Annotated in this window: 8 protein-coding genes; 6 read left to right on the forward strand and 2 right to left on the reverse strand. The window is 68.6% G+C overall.

What is annotated here, in order from left to right; genetic code table 11:
- Window positions 1-472: 472 nt before the first annotated feature.
- From RCR19_RS41360 to RCR19_RS41375, 4 genes are all read left to right on the forward strand, one after another.
- Window positions 473-2,635 carry a phospholipase C, phosphocholine-specific gene (locus tag RCR19_RS41360; RefSeq protein ID WP_331270242.1) on the forward strand — a complete coding sequence of 721 codons (2,163 nt, stop codon included), beginning with the start codon at window positions 473-475 and terminating at the stop codon, window positions 2,633-2,635.
- Window positions 2,636-2,896: 261 nt separating this feature from the next.
- A complete protein-coding gene (gene solA, locus RCR19_RS41365; protein WP_331270243.1) occupies window positions 2,897-4,045 on the forward strand; it encodes an N-methyl-L-tryptophan oxidase in 1,149 nt (382 codons plus the stop codon).
- A 358-nt stretch (window positions 4,046-4,403) separates the two neighbouring features.
- Entirely contained in the window at window positions 4,404-5,213 is an 810-nt protein-coding gene (locus RCR19_RS41370) for an alpha/beta hydrolase (RefSeq protein WP_331270244.1), read from the forward strand.
- A gap of 131 nt (window positions 5,214-5,344) precedes the next feature.
- The gene (locus tag RCR19_RS41375) at window positions 5,345-6,208 is read left to right on the forward strand and encodes an alpha/beta hydrolase (protein ID WP_331270245.1); all 864 of its coding nucleotides are present in this window, start codon (window positions 5,345-5,347) and stop codon (window positions 6,206-6,208) included.
- Window positions 6,209-6,308: 100 nt separating this feature from the next.
- On the opposite strand, the gene RCR19_RS41380 is transcribed toward RCR19_RS41375, so the two are convergent.
- Together RCR19_RS41380 and RCR19_RS41385 are read right to left on the reverse strand one after the other, a co-directional pair.
- The gene (locus tag RCR19_RS41380) at window positions 6,309-6,836 is read right to left on the reverse strand and encodes a helix-turn-helix domain-containing protein (RefSeq protein WP_331270246.1); all 528 of its coding nucleotides are present in this window, start codon (window positions 6,834-6,836) and stop codon (window positions 6,309-6,311) included.
- 199 nt (window positions 6,837-7,035) lie between these two features.
- Window positions 7,036-8,913: a SpoIIE family protein phosphatase gene (locus RCR19_RS41385; RefSeq protein WP_331270247.1), complete on the reverse strand. Its 1,878-nt coding sequence runs from the start codon at window positions 8,911-8,913 to the stop codon at window positions 7,036-7,038.
- Window positions 8,914-9,191: 278 nt separating this feature from the next.
- Here RCR19_RS41385 and RCR19_RS41390 point away from each other — a divergent pair, with 278 nt between their 5' ends.
- Entirely contained in the window at window positions 9,192-13,361 is a 4,170-nt protein-coding gene (locus RCR19_RS41390; RefSeq protein ID WP_331270342.1) for a HAMP domain-containing protein, read from the forward strand.
- Complete coding sequence (locus RCR19_RS41395) at window positions 13,358-13,945, forward strand: response regulator (protein ID WP_331270248.1); 588 nt, start codon at window positions 13,358-13,360, stop codon at window positions 13,943-13,945. The genes RCR19_RS41390 and RCR19_RS41395 overlap by 4 nt, the downstream gene beginning before the upstream one ends.
- Window positions 13,946-13,970 lie beyond the last annotated feature (25 nt).

Genomic DNA, 13,970 nt, shown 5'->3' on the forward strand with positions numbered 1-13,970 from the left:
CCTCACGCGCGGGCACGTACGGGTCACTGCTTGCGCCGAGCTGCGCACTTGAGTCGAGGTGGGCGAGCTCGGAGCAGTCGCGTGCTGAGTCGTCCGCTTCGGGGCCGGTACCTGGTGCCAGGAGCGGCTCTTTCGGGAAAAGGCGTCCGGTCCTGCGGGCCCACCGGCCGGCGCGGATCTGCTCCGCTGGAACAACGGAGTGCATGAGATCCGCCCGGCCATGGCCGGCATCCGCTTCTCGCCGGCGGACAGTCCGCGCTCGCGCTCACGACCCCACACGGCCCCGATCAGGACCGTCCGGGGCCATACGCACCGGTGAGGGCCTCGCGGCATGCGCACGGCTCGTCGAGAAATCTGTGTAACACGCAGCCGTTCTTGGGCGTCCAGCTACTCGCATGTCGGATTCCGGACGCCCTACCGCAAGATCGCGCCACCAGTGTCTCGATTGTCACCGGACCTGGAGGAATCGAGAATGTCCGCACTGTCCCGTAGAAAATTCCTGGGCACCGCCGCCACCGTCACCGGTGCGGCCGCCATGGGTGCCGCGATGCCCGGCGTCGCGGCCGCGAGCTCCGAGCACGGCCACGAGCACAGTCCTCACGGCCACAAGCACGGTGACCTCCGCGACATCAAGCACATCGTCGTGATCATGCAGGAGAACCGCAGCTTCGACCACTACTTCGGCGCGCTCAAGGGTGTGCGCGGCTTCGGCGACCACGCGACGATCCAGCTGCCGGGCGGCAAGTCCGTCTGGGAGCAGCCGAAGACCTTGACCGAGGGTTCAGAGACGCAGTACCCGTGGCGACTGAGCGGCGCGAAGTCCTGGAACGGCGCCACACCGCCGAGCCCTGAGATGGGTGCGGCCAACTACGGTGGCACCAGCCACGGTTGGACCGACCAGCACGGCGCCTGGTACGGCGGCCTGATGAACGGCTGGTACTACGCCAAGGGCGGCCCGACCACCCTCGGTTACCTGGACCGCAAGGACCTTCCGTTCCACTACGCCCTCGCCGACGCCTACACGGTCGGTGACGCGTACCACTGCTCGGTGCTCAGTGCGACCGGTCCGAACCGCACCTACCTGTGGAGCGGCACGATCAACGCCGCCAAGAAGCACGGCACCTTCACGGCCAATGACGGCGGTGACGAGCTCGGCAAGTTCCTGCCCTGGGAGTCCTACGCCGAGACGCTCCAGCAGGCGGGCGTCAGCTGGCGGGTCTACCAGTGCGCCGACGACTACGGCGACAACGGCCTGGAGTACTTCAACACCTTCGCCAAGCTCGATCCGAGCCAGGGTGGTACGGCCGCTCCGGGCAACGTCTACTACGACAACGGTGTCAAGAACGTCCCCGAGCCGGCCACCGGCCTCGCGGGCAACGCCGACAACATCAACGCCGCGATCCGCGAGGACGTGGTGAACGGCACGCTGCCGCAGGTCAGCTGGGTCGTCAACAACCAGTTCTTCTCGGAGCACCCCGTCACCTCCCCGAGCAACGGCGCGTACTTCCTCCGCGGTGTTCTCGAGGCGCTGAACGCGGACCCGGAGGTCTTCAACTCGACCCTGGTGGTCATCAACTACGACGAGAACGACGGCCAGTTCGACCACGTCCCGCCGCCGCTGCCGGCGCCGGGCGAGGAGGACGAGTTCGTCGCCGGCACCATGAGCCAGTACGGAGTGACGGAGCCGCTGCCGGTCGGTCTCGGCTTCCGGGTGCCGCTGGTGCTCATATCGCCCTGGACCCGCGGCGGTTGGGTCACCTCCGAGGTCTCCGACCACACCTCGGTGATCCAGTTCATGGAGAAGTGGACCACCGCGATCGGCAAGCCGGCCGTCAGCCCCAACATCAGCAAGTGGCGCCGCAAGGTCTGCGGTGACCTCACCGGCGCCTTCGACTTCACCTCACCCGTCTACGGGCTGCCCCACCTGCCCGACACCGGTGATCTGATCCCCGAGACCCGCTACACCCCGCTGCCGGGTGACAACACGATGCCCACGCAGGAGAAGGGCACCAAGCCGGCCCGCCCGCTGCCGTACCAGCCGAACGCCAACCTGACCGGGTTCGCCAACGGCACGGCGAAGCTGGAGTTCTCCAACGAGGCCCGGTTCGTCACCAGGGCGAGCCACTTCGCCGTCTACAACAACCTGGGCGGCCTTCCGACGCTGGCCGAGTACCCGGCCAAGTTCCCGGGCCAGTACACCGTCGAGGCCCAGGGCACGGTCAACGGCGTCGGCCCGGTGGGCTCCTCCGAGAGCGACACCGCGTACGACCTCACCATCACGGGCCCGAACCGGTTCCTGCGCCGTTTCATCGGTGACGTGGGCACCGCCGGCAAGGACCTCGTCGTCGAGGCGGGCTACTACGAGGGCCGGTCGACCGCGCACCCGAAGCTGAAGCTGTCGCTGCGGAACAACGGCCACAAGCCGGTGACGTTCACCATCACGCACAACCACTACATCTCCGGCGCACCGAAGAAGGTGCGGGTGGCCTCCCGCAGCAGCGAGGCGTGGACCGTCGATGCGCTGGAGATCAGCAACGGCTGGTACGACGTGACCGTCACGGCCGACTGCGACCACGGCTGGTCCCAGCGGTTCACCGGTCACCTGGAGACCGGCAAGGCCAGCATCACCGGCTGACCCGGTCCTGCGGCGAGCGCCAGTCCTTGCCGCCGATTCCGGGACGGCGGCCGTCCCCACCGCCCCGGCCACGAGCAGATCGTGGCCGGGGCGGTGGCGTCCGCCGATCCGCGCCCGAACGACTCCCACGCCCTCGACGACCCACCGTGGCCCGCGTCCGGAGCGGCTGATCAACGTCCGCACCATCGCCGATCTTGCCGTTGACCCCGATGTGTAGGGTGAACGCAGGGCTGGGGAGCGAGCGCCGGAGGCAGAGCGGACATGGACGTGATCGTGGTCGGCCTGGGGGCCATGGGCAGCGCCACGGTCCATCAGCTTGCGCGTCGCGGTGTAGAGGTGCTGGGTATCGACCGCCACAGCCCGCCGCACTCGTTCGGCTCCAGCCACGGCGAGACGCGGATCACCCGCCGGTTGACCCTGGAGGGCACGGAGTACGTGCCACTGGCCGTGCGCTCCCACGAGTGGTGGCGGCGGATCGAGGCGGAGACAGGAGCCTCGGTGCTCACCGAGTGCGGCGTACTGAGCCTGTCCGACCTTGCCGTCGACCCCGGCGCTTTCGCCGTCCACGAAAGGGCTGCTGCCGCCTTCGGGATCGACTACGAACTGCTGGACGCGGCCGCGTTGCGGGACCGGTTCCCGCAGTTCCGTGTGGAGACGAGCCGCGTGGGTCTGCTGGAGCCCGGCGGCGGTTTCGTCCGGCCCGAGGCGGCGATCAGCGCCCAACTGGACCTGGCGGAGCGGTACGGCGCTCGACTTCGTCGCGGGGAACGGGTCCTCGGGGTCGAGGCCACGGCGTCGGCCGTCACCGTCCGCACCGACGCGGCCACGTACACCGCCGACCAGGTCGTGCTGTGCGCGGGTGGCTGGCTGGCGGGCCTGCTCGACGATCCCGGCCTCGCCCCGCTCTTCGGTGTCTACCGCCAGGTCCTGCACTGGTTCGAGCTCGAGGGCTCCGGGCGGGACTTCGCCCCCGAGCGTCTTCCCACCTACATCTGGGAAGGGGTGAGCCGCCCGGAGGAGTACTTCTACGGGTTCCCGTCCATCGACGGCGCGACGCTCAAGGTGGCCACCGGGCAGCTCGATCACCGCACGCCCGGCCCGGACCAGCTCGACCGCACCGTCGCTCCCGAGGAGGCTGCCGCCTTCCACCGGAGCATGATCGACGGTCGGCTGCCGCAGATGTCCGCTCGCGCCGCACGCTCGGAAGTGTGCATGTACACCGTCACACCGGACGAGGCTTTTGTCATCGACCGCCTGCCGGGCCGTGAGCGGGTACTGATCGCCTCCCCCTGCTCGGGCCACGGCTTCAAGCACTCCGCGGCGATCGGCGAGGCGCTCGCCGAATCGGTCACGGACGGCACCTCCACCATCGACCTCACGCCTTTCGCGCTCAGCCGCTTCGCCAGGTAGTCAGACCGCCCGAGAGCGGCAGCACGGGCGAGGGCCGATCACGGAACTGGACCACTCCCCCGCTCCGAGCAGCGGCATGCCTTGCGCTGCGGGGCGCGCCGCACGCTCGCACACGCGCCACCGGCGGAATCCCCGGCGGCGCGCGTACCACCGCACATCGGCTCAGGAAGCACCGTGGCCCCGGTCCGCCCGGGCACATCCGCCCTTCATCCGCACCAAGCCGGCTCCGGCACCACGCGCGACCGTGTGCCCGGCGCCCACAAATGTGACGCAGCCGTCCCCCGGACTCGCTTGCCCCGGGCAACGAGTCCTGCATATCGTCCCGAGTGGACAGAACGTTCTATCTACTGGAGTGGCGATGACTGGCACCTCACCCGCCCGCACTGTCGTGCTGATCCACGGGCTCTGGATGACCCCGCGCAGCTGGGAGGGATGGACCGAGCGCTACCAGGCACAGGGACACCGGGTCATCGCATCCGCCTGGCCCGGGCTCGACGGCGAGGTCGAGGAGATTCGCCGCAACCCCTCCCGTATCGCCGGGGTGGGTCTGGGTGAAGTGATCGCCCGCTACGAGGAGGTCGTCCGCAACCTGGATGAGGCGCCCGTCATCATCGGGCACTCCTTCGGCGGGGCCATCACGCAGATCCTGCTGGACCGCGGCCTCGGCAGTGCGGGTGTGGCCATCGACTCGGCACCCGTCAAGGGGGTCCTTCCGCTGCCGTACTCGACGCTGAAATCGGCCTGGCCGGTCCTGGGCAACCCGGCCAACAGGAACAAGGCCATCGCCCTGACACCGCGGCAGTTCCACTACGGCTTCACCAACACCCTCAGTGAGGAGGAGTCCGCCGCCGTCCACGAGCGCTACCAGGTGCCGGGATCGGCCCGTGTGCTCTTCCAGGGGGCGTTCGCCAATTTCAACCCCCGTGCCGTCACGAAGATCGACGCCCGCAACCCGCGGCGTGCCCCCCTGTTGTTGATCGCCGGCGAGAAGGACCACATCGTGCCCCCGAAGATCAACAAGGCCAACTGGCGCCTCTACCGGAAGTCCCCGGCCGTCACCGAATACCACGAGTTCCCCGGCCGCTCGCACTTCGTCATCGGCCAGGACGGATGGGAAGAAGTCGCCGACCACGCCCTCGACTGGGCGACGCGCCACAGCCGTATCTGACCGACCACGTCCGCGCTGCGGCCCTCGAACTGCGCGGGGCGGTTCCCCCTCCCGTGACCGATACCGCCCCGCGCCCACTCCCGGCGGACAGCACCAGCAGTCCGTCGCACAACGATCCAAGGAGAATCCCGGTGTTCAAACGCCCGGCCCGACTTGCCGTCCTCGGCGCCGCCGGCCTCGCCCTCGCCGCAGGCCTCGCCACGACCGCCTCAGCCGACCCGACCCACCACGCCGGCCACGGTGCCGGTCACCACACCGCAGCCAAGCCGACCGTCGTCCTCGTGCACGGCGCCTGGGCCGACTCGTCCGGATGGAGTGGTGTCGTCAAGCGCCTTCAGGCCGACGGTTATCCGGTCACCGCCCCGGCCAACCCGCTGCGCGGCCTCACCAGTGACTCCGCCTACCTCGCCGACTACCTCAAGACGATCCACGGCCCGATCATCCTGGTCGGCCACTCCTACGGTGGCGCGGTCATCACCAACGCCGCCACCGGCAACCCGAACGTCAAGGCACTCGTTTACATCGCCGCCTTCGCACCCGACAAGGGCGAGAGCGCCGCGGCTCTCAGCGTGAAGTTCCCGGGCAGCCACCTCAGCGACGACCCCGACGCGCCGCTGCCCACCGCCCTCAACGCCGTACCGTTCGCCCAGCCCGACGGCAGCACGGGCACCGACCTGTACCTGAAGCCCGACAAATTCCGCGACGTCTTCCTCAGCAACCGGCTCAGCAAGGCCGAGGCCGCCGAACTCGCCGCCACCCAGCGCCCCGCCAGCGCAGAAGCCCTGGGCGAGCCCTCCGGCACGCCCGCCTGGAAGACCATTCCCTCCTGGTACCTCGTCGCCCGCGCCGACCACGCCATCCCGGCCGCCGCCGAACGGTTCATGGCATCGCGCGCGCACGCCCACACCACCGAGGTCGACGCCCCCCACGGCGTCCAGCTGACCAACCCCGGCACGGTGACGAAGCTCGTGGAGCGCGCCGCCACCGCCAAGTGACGCCCCTCCAGCCACCGGCCTCCGCCCCACTGCTCAACGGGGCGGAGGCCGACCCATGATGCGGGGCCGGCCTCCGGTTCCGAGGGCGAAGCGCCGGAATTCAGCCCGCGGCCACGAGGGAAGCGACGCCGTGCGCCAGGGTCTCGTTCGCCTTCTGCGGATCGCTGAGATAGCCGGCCACCATCGCGCCGTCCCGCAGCGCCACCATGACATCCGCCGACCGCACGGCGTCGGCCGCGCCCGTCTGTGCGAAGGCGTCCTGCAGCACTTGATGGAACCAGGAGCGGTGCGTCAGCACTGCCTGATGGATGGCGCTGTGCCGGTCCGGGTATTCGGCGGCGGCGTTGATGAACGGACAACCGCGGAAGCCCGCACCGCACAGTTCCTCCCCGACGCCCTGGGCGACGGCCCGCAGGAAGACCGCCGGGTCGTCGATCTCCTTCTGGGCGACGGCGATGCGGGCGCGGATCTGCTGATCGGTTGCCTCGAGGTAGGCCCGGACGAGATCGTCCTTGCCTTCGAAGTGCCGGTAGAAGGTCCCCCGGGCGACATCCGCTTCCGCCATGACCCGGTCGACACCGACGGCTCTGATGCCCTCGGTGTAGAAGAGCCGGCTCGCTGTGTTCAACAGCCGCTCACGCGCTTCCGAGGGGCGACCCGATGGAGACATTGGCTTTGACACATACCCATTATATAGAACGTTCCTTCTACACAAATCCGGCGGTATGTGTGCGCGTCCGGGACGGCGGCTTCGGGCACGTGCGTGACCGGTGAACGGGGCGGCACCCCGTGATCGCCTCAGACGCCCTCTTCGACGGCCCCCGGGGTCAACAGGCCCGATCACCGCGCAACGCCGTCGCGCTTCTGAATCCGGGGCTTCTCAGTACCGGCACGGCCTCCAGGACCAGCACGGCCAGGTCGTCGCCCAGGGGCTCGGTGCTGAAGTCGTGTGCGGCCTGCCTGACCCGTTCGGCCACCGCCTTCGCGCCCAGCCCCATGCATCCCCGCAGAACCTCCGCCAGACCGTCGTCGTCGTCCAGCTGCCGTGATCCCCTGCGGCGTTCGGTGACTCCGTCTGTCACGCACAGCAGTGTCTCGCCCGGCGCGAAGGTGAAGGTGTTGGCGCGGAACTCCGCGTGCTCGTCAACGCCGAGCAGCATCTGCGGGTTCGTGGCCGGTGTGACCGAGCCGTCGGTGGCCAGGCGCAGCGGCGGTGGGTGCCCGGCACTCGCTATTGTGCACCGCGCGCCACCTGCGGCCAGATCGGGTTCCAGCTCCCCGTACAGCAGGCTCAGGAACCGCGATCCCTCCCGCTCTCCGCGGTATGTCACGGCTTCGGCGGCCTCCTCGGCCATGGCCAGGTTCAGCCGGTTCAGCAAGGACTCGATGCCGTGGCCCTCGCGCGCCAGCAGTCGTACGAGGTGCCGTGCCAGGCCGGTGACGGACATGGCTTCAAGGTCGTGGCCGCACACGTCGCCGAGCAGGAAGCACCACCGGCGCTCTCCCAGCGGGAACAGGTCGTAGAAGTCACCGCCCACGGTCTGCCCCTCGCCCCAGGGCTCGTAGACGAGCGCCGTGTCCACGCCCGGAATCGGGGCGAGGCAGGTGGGAAGCTGACCGCGCTGGAGCGTCCGGCTGATGCTCGCCTGCCGGGTGTAGTGGCGCGCCGTGACGACCGCCTGGGCGACCCGCCGGGCCACGTCCTCGACGAGTCGTGCGACGGCGTCGGTCATCCGGGACAGGCCTGCCCGGCCGATCAGCAGTGAACCCTGGCAGCGCCCACCCACCACCAGAGGAAACGCCAGAGCCGAACCGGCCGCGTTCTCGGCGCCCAGACAGTCGGGCCACGGCCACGGAACGCCGGTGGTGCTCAGCCTGACGGGCGGACGCTCCTTCTCCAGCGACAGGCGCAGCTCACGGATCCGGCGTTCGTCCACGTGCCACACGTGGGAGATCCGCATGTCGTCGTTCTCCGTCGTGAGCCAGACCCCGCACCAGTCGGCGAGCCTGGGCACGAGCAGCTGGCCCGCGAGCGCCGCGACCATGTCCTCGTCCAACTGCCCGGCGAGGAGTTCTCCGGCCTCGGCGAGGAACGACTGGCCCTCGCGCTCGGCCCAGTCGGTGCTGCGCGCCCGGCGGTCGGGGGGCAGTCCGGCCGAAAGGGGCTCGAATGCCGACGGCTCGTTGCGGACGGCCTCGGTGAGGGACTCGATGTCCTTCTCGCCCATGGTGGCGAGCGGGCTCGCCAGGGCGCACTCCAGACGGAACCAGGTGGCCTTCCCGGAGCACCGGTATGTCACGCCCCACGACTCGGCGAGGGATCGCATGAGCTGTCGGCCGTAGCCTCGCACGTGGCCTTGCAAGCCCTTTCCGTCGCCGGGCGAGCCGGAGGCCGCGTCGTCGAGGGGGGCGGAGGGGTCGCGCTCCAGCACTTCGACCACAAGACCCACACGCCCGGAGTCGCCCTTGGAGAAATCGGCCAGGGAGCAGTGGCCCGCTTCCACGCGGCATGCCACCTCGACCTCGTACCCCGTGTGCATGACGGCTCCGGCCACCAGTTCATCGGCGAGAAGGACGGCGTCGTCCACCAGCCGGTCGTTGGCGGTCTGCGCCCCGGGGAACTGCAGAGCGATCCGCTCGGCGAGTACGGCACGCACGAACTTGCGTGCTGCCGAGGCCGCGAGCTCGTTGGCGGGAATGCGCATCCGTGCGACGGCCGGACGTAGATCAGGGGACGACCTCACTGGCGACTCCAGACCAAGCTCGCTGTCGAGGCATATAAGACGAATGTAGTCTAAACGGGAGGTAATCGTCTGCCTGGAAGTGGGTCGCCATGGAATCTGCCACCCACCCTGATCTCGCTCATCTTGGGCCCGAGCTCCGGGAACAACCCCCTGAGACCAAGCCCGAGGCCGCACCGCCCGCCCCCGCTCCGGACGGCGAGTGGATACGCGTGGCCGAATTGCGCCCGCTGCTCGCAGCCATGAATTCCCTGTGTGACGGAGATTTCACCGTCCGTACCGGGAACCTCCCTGAAGGGGTCCTCGCCGAGATGGCGGGGGTGTTCAACCAGATCGTCACGCGAAATGCGCACCTGGCCTCGGAACTCGACAGGGTGCGCCGGGAGGTGGTCAGGCAGGGGCGACTCGACGAGCGGTTGGCAGCCAGTCCCGGGCAGGGAGGATGGACCGCGAACGTGGAGGCGGCCAACACCCTGCTGGAAGCACTGGCCGTCCCGGTCGTCAACGCCACCCGCGTGCTCAATGCCGTGGCGGACGGCGATCTGACACAGCGCGCCGAGTTGCACGACGGCAAGCGCCAGCTCCGCGGTGATCTACGGCGCCTGGGGCGTGGGGCGAACCGCATGGTGGAGCAGCTGTCGCTGTTCACCGGCGAACTCAACCGCGTCGCCCGGGAAGGGATCGAGGGCCGCCTCGGCGGGCGCGCCACGGTGCAGGGACTGGCCGGCGACTGGCGCTATGTGACCGAGGCCGTCAACACCATGGGCTCCCGGCTGACAGCGCAGGTGCGCGACATCGCGACGGTGACCACTGCGGTCGCTCGCGGCGATCTGACGCGACAGGTCACGGTCGAGGCAGGCGGCGAGCTGCTGGAGCTGAAGCTCACCGTGAACACGATGGTCGACCAGTTGCGCGCGTTCGCTGATGAGGTGACGAGGGTGTCCCGCGAGGTCGGCACGGAAGGCCAGCTCGGCGGACGGGCACAGGTGCCGGGCGTCTCCGGGGTCTGGAAAGACCTCACCGACAACGTCAACTTCATGGCCTCGAACCTGACCTCGCAGGTCCGCAACATCGCCCAGGTGACCACGGCGGTCGCCAACGGCGATCTCAGCCAGAAGATCACAGTGGACGCCCGGGGCGAGATCCTTCAGCTCAAGGACACCGTGAACACGATGGTCGACCAGCTCTCCGCGTTCGCCGACGAGGTGACCCGGGTCGCCCGCGAGGTCGGCACCGAGGGACGGCTCGGCGGCCGGGCCCAGGTCCGAGGCGTATCGGGGGTGTGGAAGGACCTGACGGAGAACGTCAACTTCATGGCGGACAACCTCACCTCGCAGGTGCGCAACATCGCCCAGGTCGCCACCGCCGTCGCCCAGGGCGACCTCGGCAAGACGATCACGGTCGAGGCGAAGGGCGAGATCCTGGAGCTGAAGTCGACCATCAACACCATGGTCGACCAGCTCTCCGCATTCGCCGACGAGGTGACCCGGGTCGCCCGCGAGGTCGGCACCGAGGGCAACCTGGGCGGTCAGGCCCAGGTGCGCGGGGTCTCGGGCGTATGGAAGGAGTTGACGGACAACGTCAATTTCATGGCGTCGAACCTGACCTCGCAGGTCCGCAACATCGCCCAGGTGACCACATCGGTCGCGAACGGCGACCTCTCCAAGAAGATCACCGTCGACGCCCGCGGCGAGATCCTCGAGCTCAAGGACACCGTCAACACCATGGTGGAGCAGCTGCGGGCCTTCGCGGACGAGGTCACACGGGTGGCCCGAGAGGTCGGAACCGAGGGTCGGCTCGGCGGCCGGGCCCAGGTCCGAGGAGTCTCCGGAGTGTGGAAGGACCTCACGGACAACGTCAACTTCATGGCGGACAACCTGACCTCACAGGTCCGCAACATCGCCCAGGTCGCCACCGCCGTCGCCCAGGGCGACCTGTCGAAGAAGATCGACGTGGACGCCCGCGGCGAGATCCTGGAACTCAAGACCACCATCAACACGATGGTCGACACCCTCTCGTCCTTCTCCTCCGAGGTCACCCGCGTCGCCCGCGAGGTCGGCAGCGAAGGCCAGCTGGGCGGCCAGGCACGCGTCGAGGGCGTCTACGGCACCTGGAAGCGGCTGACGACCAACGTCAACGAACTGGCCCTCAACCTGACGACCCAGGTCCGTGCCATTGCCGAGGTCGCCTCCGCGGTCACCCAGGGCGACATGTCCCGCGCGATCACGGTGGAGGCACAGGGTGAGGTCGCCGAGCTGAAGAACAACATCAACCTCATGGTCTCCAACCTCCGCGAGACCACCCGCGCGAAGGACTGGCTGGAGTCGAATCTCACCCGCATGGCCGCGCTGATGCAGGGCCACCGCGACCTGGTGGAGGTCGCCGACCTGATCCTGCGGGAGCTGACGCCGCTGGTGAACGCCCAGTTCGGTGCGTTCTTCCTCTCCGAGGCGGGGGCACCGCCCGGGGAGGGCCTGCAGTTCATCGCCGGGTACGGCACCGACCAGGCCGGCGGCGGCAGTCCGCTGCCCGGCACCGGCACGCCGGGACGCGGACTGATCGCACAGGCCGCACAGGAGCAGCAGCGCATCTTCATCACGGACGTGCCGCCCGACTACATCACCATCAACTCCGGGCTGGGCACGGCCTATCCGGCCAGCATCGTCATCCTCCCCATCCTGTTCGAGGACCAGGTGCTCGGAGTGATCGAGCTGGCCTCGCTCAGCAAGTTCAGCGATGTGCACCTGGCCTTCATCGACCAGTTCGCCAACACGATCGGCGTGTCGATCAACACGATCATCGCCAACTCCCGTACCGAGTCGCTGCTGTCGGAGTCCCAACGACTCACCTCCGAGCTGCGTGAGCGGTCGGACGAACTCCAGCGCTCCAACGCGGAGCTGGAGGAGAAGGCCGCACTGCTCGCCACCGCCTCGCAGTACAAGTCCGAGTTCCTCGCGAACATGTCGCACGAGCTGCGCACACCGCTCAACTCGCTGCTGATCCTCGCCAGGTTGCTCGCCGACAACCCGGACGGGCACCTCAACGACCAGGAGGTGCAGTTCGCGACCACCATCCACCGCTCGGGCTCGGACCTGCTCCAACTGATCAGCGACATCCTCGACCTGTCGAAGATCGAGGCCGGACGCATGGACGTGCGTCCGAAGACGCTGCCACTGATCAAGTTGCTCGACTACGTCCATGCCACCTTCCGGCCCATGACCCTCGACCGCGGTCTGGGCTTCGAGATCGCGGTCGGAGAGGACGTACCGGCCGAGTTGTACTCCGACGAGCAGAGGCTGCAGCAGATCCTGCGCAACCTGCTGTCCAACGCGGTGAAGTTCACGCACTCGGGGAGTGTGGAGCTTCGCGTCACCCGGGTGCCGAGTGAGCAGTTCAGCGAGGAGACCCTCAGGGGCGCGGAATCCGTCATCGCGTTCTCCGTCAAGGACACCGGGATCGGCATAGCGCCCGAGAAGCTTCCGATCATCTTCGAAGCGTTCCAGCAGTCCGAGGGCACCACCAACCGCAAGTACGGCGGCACCGGACTCGGCCTGTCCATCAGCCGGGAGATAGCCGGAATGCTCGGCGGCAAGATCGTCGCCGAGAGCGAACCGGGCGCGGGCTCCCGATTCACCCTGTACATCCCCTCGCACTACCCCGGCGCCACCGCAACGCAGGCCCTGGCGGAACTGCGTGCCGCAGGCGTCACCCCCCTGCTCCCCGCAGAAGCCCGAGCAGCGGCCGATGTCACCGACGACGTCACCGCGACCGAGGAAGCACTCGGCCGCGTGGAGGACCTCGACGCCGGTCTGCCGCTTGCGGACCACCTCGCCGAAGACCTGTCGGGCATGGGCGTCACGGGTGCCCCCGATGGACGTGAGGACTCCTGGCCGAAGACGACACGGCTCAAGGAATGGCTCAGCGGACGCCCGGGCCGGGTTCTGGCGGGCCGTCAGATCCTGATCATCGACGACGACATCCGCAACGTCTTCGCCCTCACCCATGTGCTGGGACGTGTAGGCATCACCGTGAAGTACGCGGAGAACGGCCGGGAAGGCCTGGAGGTACTGGAACGCTCCCCCGAGGTGTCCCTGGTCCTCATGGACATCATGATGCCGGAGATGGATGGATACGACACGATCCGTAGCATCCGGAACACGCCCCGTCTCTCCCATCTGCCGATCATCGCGATCACCGCCAAGGCCATGCCCGGAGACCGTGACAAGGCGATCGACAGCGGTGCCGACGACTACGTACCCAAGCCGGTGAACGTCGACCGCCTGCTGTCCGTCATCTGCGATCTGTTCGACCCGCAGGACCAGGCCCCGCAGCCGGCACAGGATCGCGATGCCGACGATGAACGGGAAGCCACGGACCACCGTGCCGACGACCCACCGAGGGACGCACCATGAGCATCAATCCGGCCGACCAGTGCAGCATCCTCATCGTCGACGACATGGAGGAGAACCTCGTCGCGTTCGAGGCCGTACTCGGCCCCCTGCACCAGCGCCTCGTCCGCGCGCAGTCGGGTGAGCAAGCACTCAAGTGCATGCTGCGCCAGGAGTTCGCGGTGGTTCTCCTGGACGTCCGGATGCCCGACATGGACGGCTTCGAGACGGCCGCCAACATCAAGCGACTCGACCAGACCAAGGACGTGCCCATCATCCTGGTGACCGGAACCGAGGCCGGCGCGGACTACGCCTACCGGGGATACGCCATCGGCGCCGCCGACTTCATCACCAAACCCATCGACCCCTGGGTGCTGCGCACCAAGATCAGCACCTTTCTCGATCTGCACCGCAAGAACCGCCAGTTGGCGCTGCGCGCGGTGACGGCCGACACCGATCGGCTCACAGAGATCACCGAGCGACTGACCCAGATCGAACTGCTGCTGCGCAACCGGACGGAAGCCGACACCGACGGCCTCGCCGACCGCATCGGAGAACTGGAGCGTACGGTCGGAGGCCTCCTGCCCGGCTCCATGGAATGCCAGTAGGCCCACCCGGTCGGCCCGACGCCTG

The organism is Streptomyces sp. WAC07094 (genome assembly GCF_036320405.1).
GTDB classification, from domain to species: domain Bacteria; phylum Actinomycetota; class Actinomycetes; order Streptomycetales; family Streptomycetaceae; genus Streptomyces; species Streptomyces lannensis.